This is a genomic window from Leptolyngbya sp. 7M (genome assembly GCF_018128485.1).
The window spans coordinates 4,288,772-4,311,272 of record NZ_CP070897.1 but is presented as its reverse complement, the minus strand read 5'-3'; the positions used below and the strand labels follow the sequence as shown (position 1 = coordinate 4,311,272).

Below are 22,501 nucleotides of genomic sequence, written 5' to 3'. Positions count from 1 at the left end.
CCATCGTTAAACCCGCAAGTAACGGTTTGCCTCTCAATTCAGGATGCTCAAGCTGCCTTGATCGCCGTCCAACTCGACTGGAACACCGACCGGCAGAGCTGCATTGACGCCTTCATGGCCAAAGGGCAATTCAGCAACTACCGGTATTCCTAAATCCGAGAGGCGCTCGCGCAGCACCTCAGAGGTCGTAAAGCTAGGAATTCCAGGAGTGGGGTCACACTGACTGAACCGTCCTAGTGCAATGCCTTTAACGCTGTTGAAAGCGCCCATCATGCGCCACTGCGTCAACATTCGATCGATGCGGTAGGGAGCCTCGGACACATCCTCAAACGCTAGAATTGCTCCGGTCAAATCCGGTTGGACCGGGGTGCCCAGCAGGTAAGTTGCAACGGTGAGGTTGGCGGGCAGCAGGATTCCACGAGCTTGTCCACCGCCCCAGCCTTCTCCTTGTAGCGGAGCGATATCCCGCCCTTCAACCCAATCGAACAGTCGCTGCACCGACCAATCTGGCTCGGCGTAGACGGGTCTGATGCCACAGGTAGTCCATCTACTGCTGAATCGCTACCGCTGATCAAAGTCCCAGACTTTCGTAGCGGCGATCCTGCGCTTGGCAGCAAACCTCAGTTCGCTGGAATTGATGGTACAACCTTCTCTACAGTTATTATTGATACCGGTATCAACCTGACCCATCCCTTCTTCAATGCAGCAGGCGGAGAATCTCGAATTGTCTCTGATCATGACTATGCCGATCATGATGACGACGCGACCGACGGCGCTGGACGTTACACTGGGCATGGTACGAATGTTGCCAGTATTGCGGCTGGAAGTGGAAGTGCTGTCAATAGTCAATATTCAGATGGTGTAGCACCAGGAGCAGACATTATCGCTCTCAAGGTGTTCCAAAATGACTCAGATGGATTTGAATATGGCTATGTTGAGCAGGCGCTGCAATGGGTAGTGGACAATGTCGATCGGTTCAATATTGCCAGTATTAATATGTCGATTGGAAGTAGAGATAAAAACTATGACACGCTGCAAAGACTTGAGGGTATTGATGATGAACTGGCAGAGTTGGCGGCTCGAAATGTGATTGTTGTCTCCTCTTCAGGTAATGACTTTTATGAGCATAAGAGTGCCCAAGGAGTAGCATACCCTTCTGCCGACTACAACTCACTGTCGGTTGGCGCTGTCTATGATGCAGATGTCGGAGAGCAGTTTTATCCTACAAAAAATTCTGATGATTCACCAAATGATGGTGCCAGAAGCATGACTACTACTGCAGATCAGATTGCGAGCTTCTCCCAACGCGATTCTACCCTGACAACTATTTTCGCTCCGGGTGCTCAAATTACCGGCGCAGGATTGAGCAGCACTCCAGGTGATCTGGACTTTATCAGTATTATGAGTGGCACCAGCCAAGCTGCTCCTCACGTTGCAGGAATGGCTGTTCTGGCACAGCAATTAGCGCAGCAAGTTCTCGATCGGCGGCTCACTCCTACGGAATTCAAGCAACTTTTAGTAAGAAGTGGAGATAGTATCATTGACGGAGATGATGAAGATGATAATGTAGAGAACACTGGGCTTCAGTTCCGCCGCGCCAATATGCTGGCTCTCGCTAACGCAATTCTGGCCCTCAATCCACCCGAAGAACCACCAGATATCCCACCTGAGGAGCCACCCGGCGAGAACTCAGTTGATTTAGACCCAGGACTCTTTTTGCTAGATCAGACGACATTTAGTCCGGGTAGTACCGTTAATACCAACTTCCGGATTTACAATACTGGCTCAGGTAACTCATCTCTCTTTGGAGTAGATTTCTATTTATCTAACGATAGCACGATTACTCCCAGCGACTATTCTCTAGGCAGTCCGGGTTCCTACGCCCTCAGTGGCGGCGGGAGTATACGAATAGCAGACCAACTCGAGTTACCCCCTGCAACTGATCCAATTTGGACTGACTTTAAGAATGGCAGTGCTTATATTGGGGTGATTGTTGATCGAACCAATCAAGTAGGTGAGACGAATGAGAGAAATAACATTATTAGCTCTGAGCGGCTCCAGAGTGAAAAATTGACCGTAAGTATCGACCGTCTGATCGGTGATTTTGATAGTGATTTCGGTCCCGTCGACAATGATTCTGATTTCTACGCTTTGGTTTCGTTCTCTGAAAACCCACCTAACGATGAAGCATTTTGGTTGAGGAGTCCGACTCAAACTGGAAATAATATTACTCCATACTGGAAATTGAGTCAGGCAGTGACTACACCTCAGGTGCCTATCACCATTCGAGTCTATGATGACGACGAGTTTCTAACGTTCGACAATGACTGGATCGATATCAGTCCAACCGATGGTTATAAAGACCTCAATCTGGTCTATGACTTTCTGACGGGTCAAATCAGCGGCGATCGCAGTGGAGGCGCAGGACAATCCATAGCTGCAACTGGAGTGGGCGACGATAATTCGGGCACGATTGAGTTTACAGTTGGGTTTGATCCCAATGCGTAAAACAATGTACTCAATAGCCCATTGCACCGATAGTCCGAGCCTTTTGCTAAATCTAGACTGTGTAAAAGGGGTAGCTGCACTGATAACAAAGCAATCGGCTGCGATCGCAGGAGCCTTTTCGAGCGTGAAGAGATTCGAGTACACTCTAAGTCAAGCACTTTTGCCAAAACTTCTGTCCCAGCTCAATTAAACCGATAAGCACCTCACCCGCTCGGTAACCCAAGCAATGGAATGCTGGCTGTAAATGACAGGGAATTGGATAGTGAATACCGGTTTGAATTCCCATTTCGGCCAAAGCTGTTTGCAGTGTCGTCCGTTCAATAGGGCTAGCTTCAGTAACCCGAATTACATAGAGGTGATAAACATGCCCTGCATCACAGTGGTTTTCAATCGGAACAATGCCATATTCAGCTAATGGCTTCAGCAAAGCGTCATATTGGCGAGCAATGCGGTTGCGGTCACAGTTCCAGTCATAGAGGAAGGGGAATTTGGTTTTGAGGACAGCGGCTTGAAGCGTATCGAGACGACTATTAGTACCAAAGTCAGTATGGAAATATTTGCGAGTTGCGCCGTAATTACGCAGAGAGCGCATGGTTTGGGCAATGATTTCTTCTCGTGTCACCAGCATACCGCCATCCCCAAAGCCACCCAGATTTTTGCTGGGGTAGAAGCTAAATGCAGCAGCAATGCCAATGGAGCCAGCTCGATACCCTTCCCGTTCGGCTAGGTGGGCTTGAGCTGCATCTTCGAAAATCAGCAGATCGTAGGTGCTTGCCAGATCCAGCAACCTTCGCGGCGATACCATCTGGCCATAGAGGTGGACCGGAATGATCGCCCTGGTGCGGGTTGTGATTGCTTTTTCGGCAGCCATCAAATCAATCAAGGCTGTTTTGGGATCGCAGTCCACAAACACAGGTGTAGCCCCAGAGCGCAGTACACCAATCAGCGTTGCGACAAAAGTATTGGCCGGCAGAATGACTTCATCACCTTCGCCAATGCCACATGCTTGCAGCCCCAGAGCAATGGCATCGGTTCCAGAGGCGACCCCAACCCCGTAGGTTGCGCCACAAGCAAGGGCAAAGGCAGTTTCAAACTCGCTCAAGGCTTGCCCCAGGACATAGTCTCCCTGGCGAATCACATCCTGAACGGCTTGCTCCAGCTTGGCTTGAATCGGCTGATGCTGAGCAGTGAGATCAACGAATGGAATAGTGGAATGGTGCATGGCGAAAACATTAACGCGACGGAGAGTAAAGCTTGAGAAGAATTTGCCTAACTGCGGAACTATTTGGCCGGACGTTGGCTCGTTATCCCAGGCTGCATTGTGGCAGGCATTGAAGGGAGGCTTACTTTAGTTATGCCGAATTATTTGTAATTTTTAATACTCGTAAATAGTAAAGTCTTTGTAAAATCAACGCGGTGCTTAGTCTAGCTAGGATCTAAGCAAAACTGTGACTAGATGACTTTACAAGCCTACTGAACAAGCCTACCGAGAAGCCCATATTCAACCTGTCGCTAGGCGCTAGAGCAGGCAGTGCTTTTGTCGTAATTCTGCTATCAACGCCGTAACTTTTGATACTCTTGCAGCTTTCTGCCGATTACAATCGACTTACAAACTGTACTCCCCGCAAACCGTAGGCTGGTTCGAGTTTACTAGGTCTGTTCGTGAGATGCGATTGTCGAGTTTTAGCGGTAGACGCTACCTAAATCACCCCTAACGGCTCTCAAGTTCACTCGTTAGCTTGGGCAGATCCTCCAGCAGAAAAACGGTCATTTGACCATTGTGGGGCTTGCCTTCTGGTGTTTGCACCGTTTCAACCCAGTAGCCGTAGCGTTCTCCCTGTCGTACTTCTCCCTGAATAAATCGCAGCAACGGCGCATTCTGACTTTCGGCTCGGCTCAGCATTTCAGCGGTTGGGTATTGATACACCACCTCAGCTTGTTGGTAATCCTGATACACCCCATCGCCGTAGATAATGCCCAGCGCTTCCTCCAGACGCGGCTGACTGACGCCATACACCATGTCAAATAAGGTGATGCTTTCACTGCGGATAATGTCTCTGCGATCACCGGATACAGCTCGACCTGGAGAAGTAATCGACGCTTTAAAGATAAATCGCCGAGAAGGACTGTCCGTTCTGCGGACTAGCAGAGTTTCGCCGGGGGCTGGTTGAATCGTCGGATTGGTTTGCATCCAGGTAGCAACCTCCGTCACCGTCTGGCCCGGTAAGGCTTTAACCGGACTGCTCAACAGCAGAACAATACCGACGGACAAACTTGACCACACTCCAACTTTGCTCATCACAGGCTTCCTTGGATCCGAGAAATTCGATCGCGATAGACAATACGTAGACAATAAATCATTGAATTATAGAGGTAGATTGCAGCCTCTCCCAAACCCGCAACGCCGCCTGCGCGCGTTCCGCGGCATCCTCCAAGCCGACGCGTATGCCGGGTTCAACGCGCTGTACGAGAGCGGCCGGGTGGTCGAGGCGGCCTGCTGGACGCATGCACGGCGCCACTTCCACGACGAGATGCTGGCGAACGGCAGCCCGCTCGCGCGCGAGGCGATCGAGCGCATGGCGCCGCTGTTCGCCCTCGAGGCGGAGATCGACGGCCAGCCGCCCGAGGCGCGCCTCGCCGCCCGCCAGGCGCGCGCGGCGCCGGTGATGGCCGACCTGCACGCCTGGCTGGAAGCGACGCTGCGCCGCATCTCCGGCAAGTCCGACCTGGCGAAGGCCATCCGCTACACGCTGGCGCAGTGGACGGCGTTGACCACGGTGCTGCGCGACGGCCGCGCCTGCCTGCACAACAACGCCGCCGAGCGGCGGATGCGCCCGCTCGCGCTGGGCCGGAAGAACTACCTGTTCGCCGGCTCGCTGGAGGGCGGCAGGCGCGCCGCGATCATCTACACCCTGGTCGGCACCGCGGAGCTGAATGGCTGGGACCCGCAGGCCTATCTGCGCGTCCTGCTCGACCGCATCGCCACGCAGCCGATCAACCGCATCGGCGAACTCGCACCCTGGAACCTACGGCCCGACGCCGCCTGGACGCCTCGAATAACCCTGTTTTTTGGCGCGGCTGAGGTCTTGCGATCGGCGCGACCGCGGCGAGCGCGGTCGACGTGGAGATTGGTTTCGGGCCGGAGCGGCTGGCTTGGGTGTTCCAAGCGGTCTGAGCGGTCAGGCTGGCGCAGTTCTCCCCTCGATCCAGACCAGCCGGCGCATGGTGTAGACGAGGTTGGCCAGCGTGATCCGCGCGGTGGCGCGGGCGAGGCCGATCGAGCGCACGATCAATCCCATGCGGCGCTTCTGGGCGGCGAAGACGTGCTCGACCAGGCTGCGCACGCGCGCGCGGGTGGCATTGCCGCGAGCGACGTGCGCCGGCATCGACCGTCCGCGCGGCTTGGCGCGCTGGAACTGTGGCGCCAGGCCGCGCCGTTCCAAGAGCGCGACGTTGGCCTTGCTGCGATAGGCCACGTCGCCCCAGACGCCACTGCCAGTGTTCTCCGGGTCCAGCACGGCGCCGAGCTGGCTGCCGTCGTGGCGTGCCGCATGGGTGACGGTGAAGCGGCGGATGAAGCCATGTCCGCGATCGATGCCGAGGTGGTTCTTGTAGCCGAACACCGGCACCGCGATCTCGCCCATCGCCTGACGCTGCGCATCCCCAGGCGGCGCCTTGCGGCCGCGCTTGATGGTCCAGCGGCCATCGCGATCGATCTGGCGCTCCCGCGCCTTCGACCACCCCTCGGGCGTGCCGCCCTCGCGCAGCCTGCGCTTCTCCTCCTGCGTCAGCCGCGGCCGGCGCGCCTCCACCACGGTGGCGTCGACGATCTGCCCACCCATCGCCAGATAGCCGCGCTCCGCCAGCAGCGCATCGAACCGCGCGAACAGCCGCGCCAGCGCGCCGGCCCGCCTCAGCCGTTCGCGATACAGCCAGATCGTCTTGGCGTCGGGGACCGGATCGTGCAGCGCCAAACCGACGAAGCGCATGAAGCTCAGCCGGTCGCGCAGCTGGTACTCCGTCTGCTCGTCCGAAAGCGTGTACAGCGCCTGAAGCACCAGGACCCTGAACATCAGAACCGCGTCGTAGGGCGGACGCCCGCCCCGGCTGCGGTCGGCGCGCGGCAAACCCGCTTCCAGCTCGGCGCGGAACGCCTCGAAATCCACCACCGCGCGCAGCCGCTCCAGCGGATCGCCGGCCGCAGACAGAGCGCGAAGCCGTTCATCCGCATCGAAGAAACCCGCCTGACCCACCATCGCCGACCCCTTCGCCGAGGAGATCAGCGAATCAGATCACCCCGCGCCGAAGCCAGTGGTTTTTCGAGGCGTCCAATCGGCCTAGTATCAAGGTCCGGAGCGAACCCGCCCTCCGGAGAGCGAAAACGGTGCTCGTTCCGCCTGCGCAGTATCAGGGCCGGTGCGCCAAGGCCAGGGGAAATCTGCGCCTTTCGGCGCCGGTCACCGGTCGGGAGAAGGGTTGGATACGGGGGAAGCTGGCGGAGGGAGTGGGATTCGAACCCACGGTGGGTTGCCCCACACACGCTTTCCAAGCGTGCCGATTCGGCCGCTCTCGCACCCCTCCTGGGTCAGGGCTAGATAGAGTTTTTCGAGGGTGTTGAGGCGCATGTGGGGGCATTCGTTACAGGCGCATTGGTTCATTGGTGGTGCCGGAATAAACTGCTTGTTGGGGGCGGCTTTCTGCATTTGGTGGATGATGCCCGGTTCGGTTGCCACGATAAATGAGCGCTGAGTACTGCGCTGCACATAGTTCAGTAGAGCCGTGGTGGAGCCGATGTATTGGGCGTGGCGCAGAACGGCGTCTTCACATTCGGGGTGGGCGATTACTTCTGCGTCGGGATGCTGGATTTGCAACTGCACAATTTTCTTTTCTGAGAAGGTTTCATGCACCATACAGCTTCCCTGCCACAGCACCATGTCGCGCCCGGTCTGTTCGATTACGTAGCGGCCCAGGTTGCGGTCGGGGGCAAAGATAATCGGCTGATCGGCAGGAATTTGGTTGACGATTTTGACGGCATTGGAGCTGGTGCAGATAATGTCGCTCATCGCCTTGATCTCGGCGGTGCAGTTGATGTAGGAGATCACCAAATGGTTAGGATATTTGGCTTTGAAGGCGGCAAAGGCGTCGGGTGGGCAGCTATCGGCCAAAGAGCAGCCCGCGTTCAGATCCGGCAGCAGCACAAGTTTAGCGGGATTGAGGATTTTGGCGGTTTCAGCCATGAAGTGAACGCCGGCAAACACAATCACGTCGGCATCGGTCGTGGCAGCCTGTTGCGACAAGCCTAAGGAATCGCCCAAATAGTCAGCCACATCCTGAATGTCGGGATCTTGGTAGTAGTGGGCCAGAATCACCGCATTCAGTTCCTGCTTAAGCGCCGCGATGGCACTGAAGTAATCGATCGGGGATGCCGTTGGTTTTTGGTAAGAAAGTGTAGTTGCAAACACAGTTATTCGTTGATTTCTGCTGATTGAGCTAGATAGATAGGGATGTTTAGTCCTCTAATTATAGTTTTTCTTACCAAAAATGACTGCAGCAGAACTGGTGAAAATCAACGGATAGCAGCAAAAACTGAGCGCTACTACGCTCTACCCAGTGGACTCTGGGCATGACGGCAAAGATGTCCTCATTTTAGTAGGCGTTAGTTTAGTAGGCGTTAGTAGGTGGTAGGCGGGTTACAAATCTTCTGGGTAGACCCACTGGGGTGGAGCCATGTGCTTTTTGCGGAGTGCTTCTTCAGCAATCTCCAGCATCCGGTCGAGCGATGTTTCCTGAATAAATTTGGCCGCTTGTTCCTGATACTCCTTGTTCGGGCACTCGTCACCCAAAACACAGCCATTTACGCAGGTTTCTACGCAGTTCACCTCAGTTGGATTCATCAGTGTGCTCCTCTCTCTCGATTCAGTCAGATGTTTGGTCGGATATCTGCCGCAGATTGCGCTGCACCATTTGCCATTTTGCCATGATAGAAAGTCTACTTGTAACAGTTTGGGGCCAACCGTCCACGGCTTACGACGAAAGCGGGTTGGTTCAAAGCTATTGTTTCAAGTCATCCAGCCAGCCCAAATCTGACCTACGGCTGATCTGCGCTTAACGAGTGGACTGTACAATCCTGCGTAGTTCAATAATCATCTGAGCGCTGGAACTAATTCACACCAGCTTATAGACGGAACCTTTAAATTAACCTTTCCTTTTTCCAGGGTTAAGGCGGTTCGCTGATAATCTGACTGATTGATTCTACTTTCTGTGGAGATGAAATTATGGGATTTTTGAATAGAATTTTCGGCAAAAAGAAAGAAGAAGTTCCAGCAACTCCTCCTGCTCCTAGCGATCCGGGAATTCCGGCCGCAAAGGTAGGACTGAATGGGGAATTCGACGAAAGCGGCCTAGCCAAGCGGGTAGCTTTAGCGTTTGATAATGATGCTGAGTTAGAGCCTTTGGACAATCTCTGGGTAGCCCAGCTTAGCAGCAAAGTCGTGCTGAAAGGCAAAGTACCCAATCAGCAATTGCTTGATAAGGCTGTGAGAGTTGCCAGCAGTGTAAATGGTGCTACCGAGGTTGATACCAGCCAGGTTACGGTTGGTTAGCTCCCTAGGTTCGTAATTAGTCCATCAGTGTGATAGGGACGGGAAGAGCACGCCCAGTGACCAAAGTGCCTGCTTTACCCGTCTTTTCTCTCGCCATCAAATCGATCTACTGCTCAAGTTTAGTAAATCTGGAATCATGGGACTTTTTGATCAAATCCTTCGCGCGGTCAACAAACACCATCGCCGGCAAAGATACCGCTGACAATGCCAATTCGATCAGCCCGGTCCGGCTCCCAGTAAAACTTTTCCATGCGGCCATCGCGGATCAGAGGCGCATACAGGGTTGAGAAATCATTGCCGGTGACGATAATTGGAATCCGCTGAATTGGCTCAGCATCGTAGCTGCCTGGTAGCTGCACGTTGGTAGGGTTGTCGGCAATGTTCATCAAGGTTCCGGCCACAAGCTGAGTGTTGACCGTATATTGCGTGAACTGATCCACGCGACCCATTCCCGCGTCAATGTCGTTAATCATCAACACGGCCATTTTGCCGTTCACCTTGACGGCTTCTGCTGCTTCTCGATAGCGTAACCGAATCAGCCGTGCCGGATCGCCTGCATCGGGGCTTTCTAACTCTCCTGCCGACATATGCACCGGAATCACGCCCATGCGCTCAAACACTAACTCGCACTGAAACGATTTGCCTTCACCTTTGCGGCCATGAATACCCAAAATCAAGGGTACTTTCACACCAGGCAAATCCAAATAATTTTTGGTGATGTGAATTGAAAGCTTATCGAGAAATCGAGGAGCAAGGTAGTAACTCATAAGGAAGCTAGCTCACGGTAGAAGAAATTACCCGTCCGGGTACTGCCAGTCACTCAGGCTATCGCCCAGAATGAGGATGCAGCGGGTGAAATGAGGTGAATCTCTCAATATAACCCCAACATATTGACTGAAAGTGTTTAAGGAGAATTATGCAACTTGTCATTTCGTTAGCCAACCTGCAAAAGGTAGAATTCAAATCTGATCCGAATAAGTGCAATGTTTCATTCAAGAATTACAAAGCTGGATCGAGCAATGCGCTGCTGATTACCGATGTCCCCGCTGGCGCTGGAACCATGCTGGGTGCCGTTCAAAACTCTAACCTCCAGATTCAACCTCCTTTTAATCAGAACCAGCCCGTTGTCATGATCGAGCATAGTGCGATCGCTGCTGGTGCTGGCGGGGTTGATCAAGCGCAATATGCGGGCAGAATCGAACTGCGCGAGTTTGTCTAGAATTTTTTGCGAACAAGCCTAGAAATTAAAACTGCATTGGGATAAGTACTATCACAATAATGAAGTTGTGACTAACAGTACTTATCTCATTGTAAAGCCTGATTGCAAATCCATAATGACCATTTAGGAATAGTTCAACACACAACACACAGGAAAACTGAAATTATGCCTAACCTAACATTTGATTACGAAAAGATCCAAAAGGTTGAGTTTAAAGGTAGCCAGTGCAACATCGGAGTAACAAACTTTGATGGAACTGGAACTGCACTGTTAATTACCGATGTGCCTGCAGCGGCTGGTTCGATGATTGGCGCGTTAAGCTCATTCCAATACTTTGTTGAAACTCCAGCAGGCGGTGGGTTGAAACCTCGCGTATATGTTGAGCTGACTACTCCAGTTGCGGGTGGAACAGGCTTCAAGCAGGCCAAATGCACCGGCAGAATCGAATTACGCGAATTTAACTAGAAATAATCTGGTGCCGCCTAACGGTAACAGACTTTAGCAAACGGTAATCAAACAGTAATCAACGGGAGGTAGATTGATTTACCTCCTATTTTGCTGATTTAGATTTCCAGTAAAAAGCCAGTAAAGGGATGTTGGGGTAATCAAAGTAGATTACTGCGGCAACGATACAATCAGTGCTTGCAAGAACAATTGCCAAGATAAAAGAATCGCCAAGATGAAAGGAGGCAGGCTATCCCACCTCCTATTCTCAATTGGGGTTAGTTCGGATCACCGAAGCCATCTAACAAGCTTTGAATTCTAATTGAATGAGCCTTATCAACTCAAAACTTAAAACTCAAAACTCAAAACTTTCTAGTAGCGGTATCCGCCTGCATTGGGCTTGTGCACAATAAAGCTCATCACCTGGCACTGCTTCACGTTGTCGAAGGCAACGACACGGATGTAGCAGCTGTTGTATTCAGAGCGGCACTGCTGAACCTCGTTGAGGACTTCTTGCGGCGATCTGGCGTTGAACAACGGCAGCTTCCACATCGTCCAGTAGTGGGTTTCGGCGGCGGAGTCCTCGTTGAACTCGACGCAAGGAATGTAGCCTTGATCGATTGTGTATTGAATTTGACGAGCAATTTGGGCATCGCTGAGCGGAGGCAAATAGGAAAAAGTTTCGTACCGACGCTCTTTGGGTCTGATTCACTCTATGTTGTAGCTCCCTTGTCACCCTCCCAGATCAACGTCTATTTCAAGGATTCGTTTTGCGGTGTGATTTTGCAAGATGCAGGTCTACCGCGCCCACCGGCTCAAAACCTCTCAGCCACCGAAGCTCAGCAAATGTTCAACAATCCAATTCAGGCCGCCGTCAACCAAGAACGGCTCGATTTAGTGAATGGCGATGTAATATTTACGTGGGTTGGCGAAAACACGTTAGAAGCAACACAAGACGCACAGGCTCAGATCGATAAACTCAAAACTGATCCCCTCTGGCAGAAATTGCCTGCTGTGCAGCAAAACCGAGTCTATTATGTGCCCAGCTACTGGATTGGCAGCGGCCCCATTTCGGCTAATCTAGTCGTGGATGATTTGTTCAAGTATTTGATCCCCGATCTCTCCTAGAGCAATCAACCCCTGTCAGCGTTCTGCTGCCAATACTTGGGTTGCTGTCAAGTTCAACTCGGAAAAGGTGGGAGAAACAAGCAGCTCATTTCCTTGAAAAACCCGATCATCATAGGCCCCATCCCGCAAAGTGCAAATTGTTACCAGTGATTGGATGGGGTCAACAATCCAATACTCCGGAATATTTAACACAGCATATTCAGTATGTTTTGCACGATAGTCTGCTGCCGCTGTAGTTGGGCTGACGACTTCTACCACCAGTATAAGGAGGAGCTTCATTTAACGTGATCACAGATTCCCGTTTTTTCAACCCTTCCCATTGCTCTAAAGGCAGCACAACCACATCAGGCACTCTTGAGGTATCCCGGCTGCTTCTTGGTGATTGAATCCCGATCTTCATATCTTTAGAAGTCCAAGACCGCGAGGTGCGCTTGATTTCGGCTTTGAATACTTCGTTGAGGAACTCGCTAATATCTCCATGTTCCCCGGTACCTAATGCCATGCAAACGAGATCTCCATTGACCAGCTCATATCTAGCCCCTGTGCCGTCGTCATAGATAAGGTACTCTGCAAAGGTCCATTTCTTGGTTGTGATTGCCATGATACCAATTTTTTGTGAAGCGGCTTATTATCAGACCCCTCCCAACCTCCCCTTACCAAGGGGAGGTGCCGTAGGCGGTGGGGTAAATTCTATGCAGCTTCACATGTGATTGCCATGACGTTTTTGAGATGACTTGTCTAGATTAATAGATTATAGGTTGAGCTGCCAGGTTGGATATCTCTGAAGCCGTTGAGGAGAACCGCAATCTTTGTTTATGAACAATCTCAAATCTCAAAGTTCTTAATATTCTTTATTAGAGCTGGCAGGCTTAGCTGGTCTGGGTTCCCGGCCATGCCCAATAAATCTACAAGCTACTCAGTTTGGATTCGAGCTAGCCTAGCAATAGGAGCGTTGTAAACGGCATGCATGTCCTATTTGTCGCGGCTAGCGGATTATGAAAATTTTATTGATCGAGGACGATTCGCTAATTGCTGAACCGCTCGTGAAAGCGTTGAGCGAGCACCATTACGTGGTGGATGTGGTAACTGATGGTGAAACGGGATGGACGCTACTGGAATCCTTTGCCTATGACCTAGTATTGCTAGACGTGGTGTTGCCGAAACTCGATGGGATTAGTTTATGTCGCAAGCTGCGCTCTCAGGGCAACCAGACGCCCATTTTGTTATTAACAGCCCAGAATGCCAGCACTAACAAAGTCACGGGTTTAGATGCCGGAGCCGATGACTATGTCGCAAAACCGTTCAATTTGCCGGAGTTGTTGGCGCGAATTCGCGCCCTATTGCGGCGGGGCGGGGCGGCCTTACCTCCTCTGCTGGAGTGGTGTAATTTAAGGTTGGACCCCAGCCTTTGTGAAGTCACTTGCAACGGTGAGCTGGTACGATTAACCCCCAAAGAATACGGTTTGCTAGAGCTGTTTCTGCGCAATCCGCATCGCATCTTTAGCACCGGTGCCCTGATTGATCACATCTGGTCGTTTGAGGAAACTCCCAGCGAAGACACAATCCGTTCCCACATAAAGGGGCTACGGCAAAAGTTGAAGACGGCAGGCGTTCTGAATGATCCGGTTGAAACCGTGTATGGGATTGGCTATCGGCTCAGACCCGAAGCAAAGCCCAAAGCGGCAAAAGCGCCAAGTGAACAAACAGAAAACGATCAAGGCGAAAATGTGACTACTGTTACTGTGCAGGCTGGGATTGACAGTATCTGGGCCTGATAGCCGATGATACAAACCGGAGTGCCACCCACCAAACCAGAAATACCGGGAATGTCACCGCCAGAGGTAAAATCCACTTCTCCTGCATTCACTGCTTCCAGGACGGGCGCAAAAGCAGGAAACGGCCCAACCCATTCCACTTTGATGTTTTGTTTGGCCAGTGTTTCTTCTAATACTTTCCGTTCTCGGGCAATTGGCAATAGCCCCCAGCGGACATAGCCAATTCGAACAACTTGTTGCGTCGCGTCAATTGAATTTGCGGCAGATTGACTAGAACTTTGCAGGTTGTCTACATTCGACTGGGTTGATTTAACCGTTGAGCAACCCGCCAGAGCACCCAGAACTAGGATTGCGCTTAATGTAGAGGGTACGAGCCTTTGAACATTAAAAGATACCGATAAAAACGTCATAGAGCAACTTCCTCAGGAGAATTGCAAAGGTTGAGATGATTGCGTAGGGTTTTACCCGTATATTCGTCTCGGAATAGACTGCGGTTTTGCAGCTCAGGGATGACAAGTTCAACAAACTCTTCAAATGCACCCGGCAAGTAGGCAGGGGAAATCACAAAGCCATCACAAGCTTGGGCGTGAAAGAATTGCTCTAGTTGATCGGCAATTTCAACAGCAGTACCGATTAGTTGCGGTACTAATACACTGGCTCCGTAGCGGCGGCCAATTTCCGCTAGAGTGAGCAATTCAGTCTGGCTCAGGTGCGCAATCAGGTCATAGATGCCGCGCATTCCCTGCACGCTGACAGCTTCGAGCGGTTTATCTAAATCATGCTGGGAGAAGTCGTAGTTGAGATGATTTGAGAGGGTTGAAAGCCCAACCAAAGGGTAGACAAGCTGGTTGTGCTCAGTTCGCTTTGCCTCAGCAATAGCCTCAGTTGCGCCAATAAACGGCATTACTGCCAGCAGAATTTTGCAGGAGTTGGGTGAACGTCCATAGGCCACAAGTCGCGCTTTCATGTCGGCATAGAACTGTTGCGCCAACGTCAAACTAGGCTGAATCGTGAAAATCACCTCGGCCCAACGCGCCGCAAATTCCTTGCCCCGTCCTGATGAGCCAGCCTGAATGATCACCGGATGCCCCTGCGGACTGCGCGGCACATTCAACGGTCCCCGTGACTGAAACCACTCACCCTGATGGTGCACATAATCTATTTTCGTAGGATCAGCCAGAATCCCAGCCTGTTGATCGAAAATCAAGGCATCTGCTTGCCAACTCTGCCACAATTTCAGCGTTAATTCTAAAAACTCATCGGCTCGGTCATAGCGCCGATCATGTTCTAGGTGTTCTGGTAAGCCAAAGTTCTGGGCTTCTGCATTGTTCACCGAAGTCACCACATTCCAGGCTGCTCGTCCGCTGCTGAGGTGATCAAGGGTAGCGAAGGTGCGTGCAACCTGATAGGGATGGTAATAGGTGGTGGACCGGGTAGCTCCCAAGCCAATGTACTTCGTACTCGCTGCCATCATGGACAGCACCGGAACCGGATCTAGCCGAAACGTATCCTGATCGCCGTACTGCACTCCGACTTGCAGATTCCCACCATACCGATCGGAAACAGCCAATCGATCGGCAAAAAACACTAGATCGAATTTACCTCGCTCTAGCACTTGCGCAATCTGCTGATAGTAAGCTGGTTGCAGAAAGCCAAGCTGAGTTTGGGGATGTCGCCAGAGCGCATGACTGTGAGCCACAGGGCCGGCAATTAAAAAAGCAGCGAGGTGCATTTGCGGCATCGATCACCCTCCTAGGAGTAAAAATCTGGGGTGGGAAACTCGCCATTCAATACCCAGTTGCCCAAAGCACGAATCTTGTAATCTACCGGATCATGTAGTGTGAAGGTACGGAGGTTGCGCCAAAACCGATCAAAGCCATATTGAGATGATGTTGCCCTTGCCCCCATCCAATCAAAAATGTTGCTGGTGATTTCCAATCCAATCCGAGTCACAAAGGTTTTTGCGGTTGCAATCGCCACTGCACATTCACCTCGTTCTGCCGCCGTTAATTCATTGCCTTTTTCCCAGGCCGTCTGCACGAGCTGATTAGCGCGATCGGTCAGCAGAGTGGCGGCTTCTAGATTAGTCCAGGCTTCGCCATAGTGATGCAGCATGTAGGGATCGGCGGTGGCTTTTTCCACACCTGAGGTGATCCAGGCTCTGGTTTGGCTTTGCGTATAGATTTTTGCTAAATTTGTTAGTATAAAGATTGTATTAGCCGCATCATAAGGACCGATACGACCCTAATAACTGTACAGCTGAAAAGCAAACCTTAAATCACCAATAGCCTAAACCACCAATAACCGTGAGTGGCGCTTGCGGTGGCATATGTGGTAACCTTTACAGGGCTAACTATTGAAGTGAACTGAAAAGCCTTCAGTCTGTCTGTGTCCCTTTGCTCAAACAAACTCAGGAAAGGCGTTGAGCAGTGTTCTGCTCTCTGTAGCGCTGTCTTTTTCTCGATATAGCTTTTCCTCGACTAGAGGGAACAGTAAGGACTGAAGCAGGTTTAAATCTATTCTAGGGCTGACCTAGCACAGGTTTATTTAAGCTACAAAGTTACATAGGATGCTACATGGAATAGTATCCATGAGAATGCACTACATGAGAGTGCATCAAGTGACTTGTCAAATGCCCTGATGGACTTTTAGAAGCAGGTTGAGTAAAGACTTGCTCAATCGACGTTTGAAAATCGCAAAACAACCACAAAACAACCACAAAACAACCACAAAACAAGAACCAACAACTATGTCTTCGTATAACCATTTTTCTACAGCGCATTCCGTAACACACCAGTCTACAGTGTCGTTAGCTATGAGGAAACAAATTACATCAAGCCAAACAACCCTACTTCCAACCAGACAGCAGCTGGAACAGTTTTTGCAAATCCAAGGTTCGACCAAAAAGCTGGAGCAACTGTCTACTTGGGAACAAATTCAGCTTACCCATGCCTACCAGAATTGGGTAGGAAAGCGGGGAGTTTAACCAGCTATTCAGAGGCTGTATCCGTACATACGTATAGCAACCCTCTAAACCCGTTTGAACAGTATCAAAGTACTCTGCACTAGCCTCTCCTATTACTCCGGCAATGTTTACTCCGGCAATGTGAAAGAATGTCTCCCTAGCCCCCCAAAAGGGGGTTGGGGGCAGCGAAGGCTGGGATATCCCAGCCGGTATGCTCCTGCCTACATTCTCTAACCCCGCCGAAGTAATAACTGCTGGTCCTAGCCAGGATCCCGAGAAGGGGGGATTTATTCGCATTTCAAACAGCTTCTGAATGAACTAATCAGGTGATCGCAAATACACTGCTTCTTACCTTCGCTTACTCAGATTGAGATAGCGAAAATTCCTCAATTTCAACATTCAGTCGCCCTTAGGATTGAGTTTTCCTATGGTCTCTCCTGCGGTTGATTTAGCAACTATTTTCAAACGTTAGAAAAGCAAGTAGCGAAAACCTAATGCTCTATTTTTGTTGCCTGCTAGCACAGGCATCCTTGCAGCATTGTCCAAGCTCTGTTTGAAGTTGAATTGAGGTAACTTCGATGTTTTATCATGCAAAACAGTTGCAGTATTTTACTCCGCCTACCAAGCCTGATGCCGCCTACGCTAAAAAGCTACAGGAACTGGTTGGCGGTGCTTTTGGTGAAATGACTGTGATGATGCAGTATCTCTTCCAAGGCTGGAATTGCCGAGGCCCTGCTAAATACCGCGATATGCTACTAGACATCGGCACTGAGGAAATCGGCCACGTCGAGATGCTGGCTACAATGATCGCCTATCTACTTGATAAAGCACCAATCAAAATGCAAGAGAATGGCGCTAAAGATCCGGTGGTGGGTGCTGTGATGGGAGGTAGTAATCCTAGGGAAGTGATTACCGATACGATCAATGCCGCCATGAATCCGCAGCATGGAATTGTTTCAGGTGGCGGCGCTATGCCAGCTGATAGCGTTGGCTTTCCCTGGAATGGTCGCTTTATTATTGCCAGCGGCAACCTGTTGGCCGATTTTCGCTCTAATCTGCATGCCGAGTCTCAGGGTTTGATGCAGGCGGTACGGCTGTATGAAATGACCGACGATCCAGGCGTGAGAGACCACCTCAGCTTTATGATCGCCCGCGACACGATGCACCAAAACCAGTGGATAGCAGCCATTGAAGATCTGAAGGCAGAAGGCTTTGAAGATGTAGTGGTTCCCAAAGTTGCTTACGAATATGGCAAGAACGAGTATGCCTATCAGTTCTGGAACCACTCAGACGGTGAGGAGAGCGGAGAAGGTCGCTGGGCCAAAGGGCAAACCCCCGATGGCAAAGGCGAATTTCAGTATGTTGCCAAGCCCCAACCCCTGAGCGAAGAGCATTTGCCGCCTCCAGGCGATCCGCGCTTACATGGATCCGACTAAACACCCTAATTTAGACACTGTATTGTACAGGCGTTTTGCAAAACGCCTCTACGCGCCCCCTTTCCACCCTACGTTACTCCACCCCCACGGTCGGGAATAACTAACAAGGACAAACCGCAAACGTTGTAGAGCTGCACCTATTCATAGTGCTAGTCAGTAGACCCCAGATCCAACCGCCTCTCACTCAAGCCGACTCGCCTGGTCAGGGCGAATTGAGCTTGAAGGAAAAGCTAGCACAAAAGCGCAAAGCCGCCCGACTCCGCAAAGAAGTCACCAACTTCACGATTTTCTCGTTCCTATTTGCCCTGTTTGTCAGCGCACCGTTGGGGCTAATTGGTGGCCCTAAGGTCGCTGTGGCGGTTGTGGTAGCCATCTTGTGCCTGTCGCTTTCGTTTAAATATCCGCGTTTGGCGCTGTGGGCATTTTTAATCTACATGCCGTTCGGCGGCACCATCACCTATTTGATCGGCAACAGTCCCCTCTTGCAGCTCGCTAAGGATGGGTTCTATCTACCAGCTCTAGTTGGTATCTATCAACATTGCCGCCGCGAACGATTGCCGATTCTGATTCCCAAGCAGTTAGTGACGCCCTTGATCATTCTGCTGGTCTGCTGTACGTTCACGATGCTAGCTAGCAACACGTATCAGCAGTTCTTTGGCAAAGGCGGCGAGCAGCCGATTGCGATGGGAATTTTGGGCCTCAAGGTTTTGATTGGCTATGCGCCTCTGATTCCTTGCGCCTACTACCTGATCCGCAACAAGAAAGAAATGCTGTTTTTGATGCGCCTATCCAGCATTTTGATCTTGATTTGCTGCGGTTTAGCCTTCATTCAGTACCTGATGCTGTTAACAGGGAAATGTGCAGGCACGCGCTTTGCCGAAGGAGCCGATCTGTTCAAGGCATCGCTGGAAGCGCGCTGTTTTGTCGGCGGATCGTTGCTCTACAGCCCGCAACAGGGAGTAATTCGGCTACCCGGTACGTTCGTAGCACCGTGGCAATGGGGTTGGTTTTTGATTTCCAGCACGTTTTTTGCCTTTGCCTCGGCTTTCAGCGATCCCAAGTTCTATGGCCGGGTGATGGGACTGAGCGCCTTGGGAATGACCTTTGTGCTGGCTGTGGTGTCTGGGCAACGGATTGCTTTGGCATTAGTTCCGACCGTGGCGGGGCTGCTGTTGATCCTCACCGGACAGGTAGCCAATCTGAAGCGATTTATTCCAATCGCCATTGGGTTAGGTGTGGTGCTGAGTGTGGCAGCGGTGCAAAATGCAGCTACAGTGCAGGAGCGGATTAACAGTTTTATCGTGCGCTGGGCGGCTTCGCCTCCCGATGCGTTTATTCGTGCCCAGTTTTTCTGGTCGTTAAAAGAAGGCGGCTTACTGGGTGCCGGATTGGGGCGGGCGACCAATTCAGCCCGTGCGCTGGGCAAAACCGAGCTAGTGGAAACCTACTATCCCAAGCTGATCTACGAAATTGGACCGTTTGGCACACTGGCGTTTCTAGCTGTGGTAACGGTCCTGACGATGGTGACATTCAAAGCCTATCGCTCGGTGCGTAATCGCAATATTCGCAGCTATGGAGCCACGCTCTGGGTGTTTGTTCTATTTATCAGCTACAACACCTACTACTACCCACTCGATGTCGATCCGGTCGCGGTCTACTACTGGTTTTTTGCGGGTGTGATTCTCAAATTGCCGGAAATTGAGCGTTTAGCCAAATTAGAGCCAGACGAAGAGGAAGAACAGGAAAGTAATCCGAAGGGCAAGAAGAAAAAAAAGAAGAAGAAAAAGAAAAAGCAGCGACGAAGGTGATAGCGGGAACAGTAAGAACGGAAGTCTGAGCGAATTAAAGCAAATTTAAGCAAGTTTTAACAGGAGGTATAGGTCATGGTGCCCTCGGTTTCAGTGATTATTCCCACCTATGGACGCGAGCAGGTGCTGCGGGAAACGCTGGCGAATGTGCTGCAACAAGATTATCCTAATTATGAACTGCTGATCGTCGATCAAACTGCCCAACATGAGCCGGAAACGCAGGCATACCTGGAGCAACTAGCTATCGAGCAAAAAATCCGCTGGTTCCGAGTTAACTGGGCTAGTCTGCCAGGTGCCCGTAACTATGGCGTGCGTCGCTCGCGGGGCGAAATCATTGTTTTTTTGGATGACGATGTACTGCTGCCGCCTAACTTCTTGCAGTATCCGGGTGCGCCGGAGTACCGGGAGTTCTACCGGGATTTGGGCTGGGATGCGGACTATGAGTATATCAAGCCCTACGTTATGCCCAACGGCCAGCGCAAGAATACCGGCATCAAGTACCACAAAATCACCGGACGTGGCCTGGGCCTGAGCGACAAGGCAGAATACGACCCCTACTGGGCCAAAGAGAAGGCGGCAGAACACGCGGGCAACTTTATGTATAACCGCGAGCGCCAGATCGAGCACCTCTATAGCATCATGCAGCGTCCGCCGATTGTGGTGTCTCCCTACGATGCCGAACTGTTTGGCCACTGGTGGTATGAAGGTCCTTGGTTTATCGACTACCTGTTCCGTAAAACCTGGTTCGACCAAAGCACCTACGAAATGACCCATCTAGCCGATTATCTGAGGAAACACCCGACGCAGCAGGTTTGCCGTCCGGCTCAGTCGAGCTGGGGTTTCCGAGGCTTCCACGAGTATTGGCTGAACGAAACCAACGCCTGGATCTATCCCCACCTGCACAAAGCTGCCGAGCGGATGATCAACCTATCGCGTCGCGAACCGAGCGATGAATTAGAAACCCGTGCCCTGAACCAAGCGGCTCGTGAGCTGCTGCTGGCCCAATCTTCTGACTGGGCGTTTATTATGCGCACTGGCACAATGGTGCCCTACGCGGTCCGCCGCACCCGCTCTCACCTGATGCGGTTTAACAAGCTCTGGGAAGACATCTTGCAAGCCAAGATCGACTCAGGCTGGCTGCAAAAGGTAGAAGCGATCGACAATATTTTCCCAAATATCAACTATCGGGTGTATCGTCCGTTGGGGAGTTGAGGGGCTGGATAAACTCTTGATGTGCTTGTTGATGTGCTTGGGGACTCCAATCCCCTCTGCAGCACAGCCAAGAGTTCCCATCTGCGCATAGCATGCTCAAATTCCTGGCCAGTCAAGCCGATTGTCACTTTTTAACGGTGCAGGACCAATCGCATGACTGACAGACATGATTGCAAGAACTAGATAAATTTGAGCAATCCTAATCTTCGATCTGCTTCACCGTCACATCAATCGCATCCACATCCACGGTTCCGGGTGGGGTGAGGCGATGGAAATGCTTGTGTTCCACTTTAAGCGGCTCGCTACAGCTAGGGCAACGCAGCTGGGTGTTGTTGATCCCTGCCGACTCATAGCCGCAGACTGGGCAGCGGTCGATTACCAGATTGCGCTTCAGCCACCAGCGAAAGCCTAGAAAGGCAACCACAGGCATCAGCAAAATAATTCCAATCAACACAAAAACCGATTTAACCAGCCAGCCTAAGCCAATCGAGCTGAGCAACCACACGATTGCCAGGAGGGTCAACCAGAAGCCAAACCCTGAAATTTGAATGCTTCTAAAGCTGTTTTGATTCACCTGTTACCCTCCTAGACAAACGGATAGTCTTATACGGCTGATTGTTTTCTGACTGTTTTCTGACTGTTTTTCTGATTGTTTTATTGTGTCACTCGAAGGCTCTGACCCGCATCGCGTTATCTGGATTCGCCACTCAGATTGTGTCACTCGATTGCTTCTCACCCATCTACCAACTGAAGGAAGCGGTTAGCTGCCATTCAAGCCGTCGCTGGAAGAAGGTTGCCCGTTGGCAATGGGTGCCATGCTTGTACAAGCATCACTTACCCACTTAAGAAAACAGTTTTCGACTGATTGAGCTGCTTTCTAAAGATAGCTTCAACTTTTGCTTTAGGATTCGCCAGACTAAAAGGATAAGGGTAGCGGTTCGCCGGATTACGACGGCTAAGCACAACCTCTAGTGCAGGCGGTATTTGCCTGTCTTCGAGTGGGCAAGTCAGAACCTCCTGATATGTAAAATCGTAGCCGATCTCAAGGGAGCCGAGATAGGCAGATGACGAATGCTGCTGGGCGGATAACCGTCTTATTGGCTAGCTCTCAACAAGGCTTGAAACTGCTGGGCAAACGCTGCCTTGTCGAATAGGGCGATGGCCTGTTCCCGCAACCAGTTACTATCACAGCGTCGGTCGTAGGGTTGGCCCTGTTCGCGTTTGGCAATCTCTTGCAGAATCGTAATACAAGCCGTTGCTACTGCTTCTGGATCGCGATGGGGCACCCGCCAGCCCAGCCTACCGTCCTGAAGCGGATCAGCGGAACCATCAGCATTGCCCGACAGCACCGGAACGCCACAGGCCATCGCTTCTGATTGAGAAATCACTCCTGTCCTGATTTAT

General features: G+C 51.5%; 23 protein-coding genes, 1 tRNA gene and 2 pseudogenes. 10 read left to right on the top strand and 16 right to left on the bottom strand.

The annotated features are described in order from the left end of the window. Nucleotides 1-33: 33 nt before the first annotated feature. Complete coding sequence (locus tag JVX88_RS22050) at nucleotides 34-498, bottom strand: hypothetical protein (RefSeq protein ID WP_317134408.1); 465 nt, start codon at nucleotides 496-498, stop codon at nucleotides 34-36. Here JVX88_RS22050 and JVX88_RS22045 point away from each other — a divergent pair. After that, entirely contained in the window at nucleotides 463-2,508 is a 2,046-nt protein-coding gene (locus tag JVX88_RS22045; RefSeq protein ID WP_315875353.1) for a S8 family peptidase, read from the top strand. The genes JVX88_RS22050 and JVX88_RS22045 overlap by 36 nt on opposite strands. A gap of 145 nt (nucleotides 2,509-2,653) precedes the next feature. Here JVX88_RS22045 and JVX88_RS22040 read toward each other — a convergent pair whose 3' ends face one another. Together JVX88_RS22040 and JVX88_RS22035 are read right to left on the bottom strand one after the other, a co-directional pair. After that, a complete protein-coding gene (locus JVX88_RS22040; protein ID WP_211620283.1) occupies nucleotides 2,654-3,730 on the bottom strand; it encodes a DegT/DnrJ/EryC1/StrS family aminotransferase in 1,077 nt (358 codons plus the stop codon). 489 nt (nucleotides 3,731-4,219) lie between these two features. Continuing rightward, on the bottom strand, nucleotides 4,220-4,807 hold the full coding sequence (locus JVX88_RS22035) for a hypothetical protein (RefSeq protein ID WP_211620282.1): 588 nt from the start codon (nucleotides 4,805-4,807) through the stop codon (nucleotides 4,220-4,222). Here JVX88_RS22035 and tnpC point away from each other — a divergent pair. Next, nucleotides 4,689-5,477: pseudogene (tnpC, locus tag JVX88_RS44295) on the top strand (IS66 family transposase); the annotation flags it as partial. The gene JVX88_RS22035 and the pseudogene tnpC overlap by 119 nt on opposite strands. Before the next feature lie 210 nt (nucleotides 5,478-5,687). Here the strand turns inward: tnpC and JVX88_RS22025 are convergent. From JVX88_RS22025 to JVX88_RS22010, 4 genes and pseudogenes are all read right to left on the bottom strand, one after another. After that, entirely contained in the window at nucleotides 5,688-6,764 is a 1,077-nt protein-coding gene (locus tag JVX88_RS22025) for an IS5 family transposase (RefSeq protein WP_211620280.1), read from the bottom strand. Between the two features lie 237 nt (nucleotides 6,765-7,001). After that, nucleotides 7,002-7,089: transfer RNA gene (locus JVX88_RS22020), tRNA-Ser, on the bottom strand. Between the two features lie 53 nt (nucleotides 7,090-7,142). Then, nucleotides 7,143-7,877: pseudogene (nadA, locus tag JVX88_RS22015) on the bottom strand (quinolinate synthase NadA); the annotation flags it as partial. Nucleotides 7,878-8,198: 321 nt separating this feature from the next. Continuing rightward, nucleotides 8,199-8,402, bottom strand: coding sequence for a hypothetical protein (locus JVX88_RS22010; protein ID WP_211620278.1), 204 nt, complete (start codon nucleotides 8,400-8,402; stop codon nucleotides 8,199-8,201). 381 nt (nucleotides 8,403-8,783) lie between these two features. Here JVX88_RS22010 and JVX88_RS22005 point away from each other — a divergent pair, with 381 nt between their 5' ends. Next, nucleotides 8,784-9,110 (top strand): BON domain-containing protein, encoded by a 327-nt coding sequence (locus JVX88_RS22005; RefSeq protein ID WP_211620276.1) that lies wholly within the window; start codon nucleotides 8,784-8,786, stop codon nucleotides 9,108-9,110. Nucleotides 9,111-9,277: 167 nt separating this feature from the next. Here JVX88_RS22005 and JVX88_RS22000 read toward each other — a convergent pair whose 3' ends face one another. Continuing rightward, a complete protein-coding gene (locus tag JVX88_RS22000) occupies nucleotides 9,278-9,877 on the bottom strand; it encodes an AAA family ATPase (RefSeq protein WP_263975208.1) in 600 nt (199 codons plus the stop codon). A 149-nt stretch (nucleotides 9,878-10,026) separates the two neighbouring features. On the opposite strand from JVX88_RS22000, the gene JVX88_RS21995 reads away from it, so the two are divergent. After that, complete coding sequence (locus tag JVX88_RS21995; RefSeq protein WP_211620274.1) at nucleotides 10,027-10,329, top strand: hypothetical protein; 303 nt, start codon at nucleotides 10,027-10,029, stop codon at nucleotides 10,327-10,329. 165 nt (nucleotides 10,330-10,494) lie between these two features. Beyond that, complete coding sequence (locus JVX88_RS21990; protein ID WP_211620272.1) at nucleotides 10,495-10,794, top strand: hypothetical protein; 300 nt, start codon at nucleotides 10,495-10,497, stop codon at nucleotides 10,792-10,794. A gap of 351 nt (nucleotides 10,795-11,145) precedes the next feature. On the opposite strand, the gene JVX88_RS21985 is transcribed toward JVX88_RS21990, so the two are convergent. After that, nucleotides 11,146-11,442, bottom strand: coding sequence for a ribulose bisphosphate carboxylase small subunit (locus JVX88_RS21985; protein ID WP_410503724.1), 297 nt, complete (start codon nucleotides 11,440-11,442; stop codon nucleotides 11,146-11,148). Between the two features lie 60 nt (nucleotides 11,443-11,502). Here JVX88_RS21985 and JVX88_RS38835 point away from each other — a divergent pair, with 60 nt between their 5' ends. Continuing rightward, nucleotides 11,503-11,901 (top strand): ABC transporter substrate-binding protein, encoded by a 399-nt coding sequence (locus tag JVX88_RS38835; RefSeq protein ID WP_410503723.1) that lies wholly within the window; start codon nucleotides 11,503-11,505, stop codon nucleotides 11,899-11,901. 15 nt (nucleotides 11,902-11,916) lie between these two features. On the opposite strand, the gene JVX88_RS40900 is transcribed toward JVX88_RS38835, so the two are convergent. Together JVX88_RS40900 and JVX88_RS21980 are read right to left on the bottom strand one after the other, a co-directional pair. Next, nucleotides 11,917-12,180, bottom strand: coding sequence for a Uma2 family endonuclease (locus JVX88_RS40900; protein ID WP_263975207.1), 264 nt, complete (start codon nucleotides 12,178-12,180; stop codon nucleotides 11,917-11,919). Then, entirely contained in the window at nucleotides 12,101-12,502 is a 402-nt protein-coding gene (locus JVX88_RS21980; protein ID WP_263975206.1) for a Uma2 family endonuclease, read from the bottom strand. Before JVX88_RS21980 ends, JVX88_RS40900 begins: the two co-directional genes overlap by 80 nt. A gap of 394 nt (nucleotides 12,503-12,896) precedes the next feature. On the opposite strand from JVX88_RS21980, the gene JVX88_RS21975 reads away from it, so the two are divergent. Further along, nucleotides 12,897-13,676: a response regulator transcription factor gene (locus JVX88_RS21975; protein ID WP_211620270.1), complete on the top strand. Its 780-nt coding sequence runs from the start codon at nucleotides 12,897-12,899 to the stop codon at nucleotides 13,674-13,676. Here the strand turns inward: JVX88_RS21975 and JVX88_RS21970 are convergent. The 3 genes from JVX88_RS21970 to JVX88_RS21960 are packed head-to-tail and all read right to left on the bottom strand — an operon-like array spanning nucleotide 13,616 to nucleotide 15,830. After that, nucleotides 13,616-14,086: a hypothetical protein gene (locus tag JVX88_RS21970; RefSeq protein ID WP_211620268.1), complete on the bottom strand. Its 471-nt coding sequence runs from the start codon at nucleotides 14,084-14,086 to the stop codon at nucleotides 13,616-13,618. The genes JVX88_RS21975 and JVX88_RS21970 overlap by 61 nt on opposite strands. After that, nucleotides 14,083-15,417 (bottom strand): LLM class flavin-dependent oxidoreductase, encoded by a 1,335-nt coding sequence (locus tag JVX88_RS21965; RefSeq protein WP_211620266.1) that lies wholly within the window; start codon nucleotides 15,415-15,417, stop codon nucleotides 14,083-14,085. Before JVX88_RS21965 ends, JVX88_RS21970 begins: the two co-directional genes overlap by 4 nt. 11 nt (nucleotides 15,418-15,428) lie before the next feature. After that, nucleotides 15,429-15,830 carry an acyl-CoA dehydrogenase family protein gene (locus JVX88_RS21960; protein ID WP_263975620.1) on the bottom strand — a complete coding sequence of 134 codons (402 nt, stop codon included), beginning with the start codon at nucleotides 15,828-15,830 and terminating at the stop codon, nucleotides 15,429-15,431. A 1,389-nt stretch (nucleotides 15,831-17,219) separates the two neighbouring features. Between JVX88_RS21960 and JVX88_RS21955 the strand changes: the two genes are divergently transcribed. From JVX88_RS21955 to JVX88_RS21945, 3 genes are all read left to right on the top strand, one after another. Then, complete coding sequence (locus JVX88_RS21955) at nucleotides 17,220-18,077, top strand: manganese catalase family protein (RefSeq protein WP_211620264.1); 858 nt, start codon at nucleotides 17,220-17,222, stop codon at nucleotides 18,075-18,077. Between the two features lie 146 nt (nucleotides 18,078-18,223). Next, on the top strand, nucleotides 18,224-19,885 hold the full coding sequence (hpsL, locus tag JVX88_RS21950) for a hormogonium polysaccharide biosynthesis protein HpsL (protein ID WP_263975205.1): 1,662 nt from the start codon (nucleotides 18,224-18,226) through the stop codon (nucleotides 19,883-19,885). Nucleotides 19,886-19,960: 75 nt separating this feature from the next. Continuing rightward, nucleotides 19,961-21,097 (top strand): 1,4-alpha-glucan branching protein domain-containing protein, encoded by a 1,137-nt coding sequence (locus JVX88_RS21945; protein ID WP_211620262.1) that lies wholly within the window; start codon nucleotides 19,961-19,963, stop codon nucleotides 21,095-21,097. Nucleotides 21,098-21,296: 199 nt separating this feature from the next. Here JVX88_RS21945 and JVX88_RS21940 read toward each other — a convergent pair whose 3' ends face one another. Both JVX88_RS21940 and JVX88_RS21935 read right to left on the bottom strand, forming a co-directional pair. Then, on the bottom strand, nucleotides 21,297-21,671 hold the full coding sequence (locus JVX88_RS21940; protein WP_036006047.1) for a hypothetical protein: 375 nt from the start codon (nucleotides 21,669-21,671) through the stop codon (nucleotides 21,297-21,299). A gap of 520 nt (nucleotides 21,672-22,191) precedes the next feature. Further along, a complete protein-coding gene (locus JVX88_RS21935) occupies nucleotides 22,192-22,485 on the bottom strand; it encodes a glycosyltransferase (RefSeq protein WP_263975204.1) in 294 nt (97 codons plus the stop codon). Between the last annotated feature and the right edge of the window lie 16 nt (nucleotides 22,486-22,501).

Bases quoted from the DNA above. Each gene is read 5' to 3' on its own strand.
- JVX88_RS22035 (WP_211620282.1), bottom strand. From the start codon at position 4,807: ATGAGCAAAGTTGGAGTGTGGTCAAGTTTGTCCGTCGGTATTGTTCTG.
- JVX88_RS21980 (WP_263975206.1), bottom strand. From the start codon at position 12,502: ATGGCAATCACAACCAAGAAATGGACCTTTGCAGAGTACCTTATCTAT.
- JVX88_RS21965 (WP_211620266.1), bottom strand. From the start codon at position 15,417: ATGCCGCAAATGCACCTCGCTGCTTTTTTAATTGCCGGCCCTGTGGCT.
- JVX88_RS21945 (WP_211620262.1), top strand. From the start codon at position 19,961: ATGGTGCCCTCGGTTTCAGTGATTATTCCCACCTATGGACGCGAGCAG.
- JVX88_RS21995 (WP_211620274.1), top strand. From the start codon at position 10,027: ATGCAACTTGTCATTTCGTTAGCCAACCTGCAAAAGGTAGAATTCAAA.
- JVX88_RS22005 (WP_211620276.1), top strand. From the start codon at position 8,784: ATGGGATTTTTGAATAGAATTTTCGGCAAAAAGAAAGAAGAAGTTCCA.
- JVX88_RS21975 (WP_211620270.1), top strand. From the start codon at position 12,897: ATGAAAATTTTATTGATCGAGGACGATTCGCTAATTGCTGAACCGCTC.
- JVX88_RS22000 (WP_263975208.1), bottom strand. From the start codon at position 9,877: ATGAGTTACTACCTTGCTCCTCGATTTCTCGATAAGCTTTCAATTCAC.
- JVX88_RS21970 (WP_211620268.1), bottom strand. From the start codon at position 14,086: ATGACGTTTTTATCGGTATCTTTTAATGTTCAAAGGCTCGTACCCTCT.
- JVX88_RS22040 (WP_211620283.1), bottom strand. From the start codon at position 3,730: ATGCACCATTCCACTATTCCATTCGTTGATCTCACTGCTCAGCATCAG.
- JVX88_RS22025 (WP_211620280.1), bottom strand. From the start codon at position 6,764: ATGGTGGGTCAGGCGGGTTTCTTCGATGCGGATGAACGGCTTCGCGCT.
- JVX88_RS22010 (WP_211620278.1), bottom strand. From the start codon at position 8,402: ATGAATCCAACTGAGGTGAACTGCGTAGAAACCTGCGTAAATGGCTGT.
- JVX88_RS21990 (WP_211620272.1), top strand. From the start codon at position 10,495: ATGCCTAACCTAACATTTGATTACGAAAAGATCCAAAAGGTTGAGTTT.
- JVX88_RS40900 (WP_263975207.1), bottom strand. From the start codon at position 12,180: ATGAAGCTCCTCCTTATACTGGTGGTAGAAGTCGTCAGCCCAACTACA.
- JVX88_RS21955 (WP_211620264.1), top strand. From the start codon at position 17,220: ATGTTTTATCATGCAAAACAGTTGCAGTATTTTACTCCGCCTACCAAG.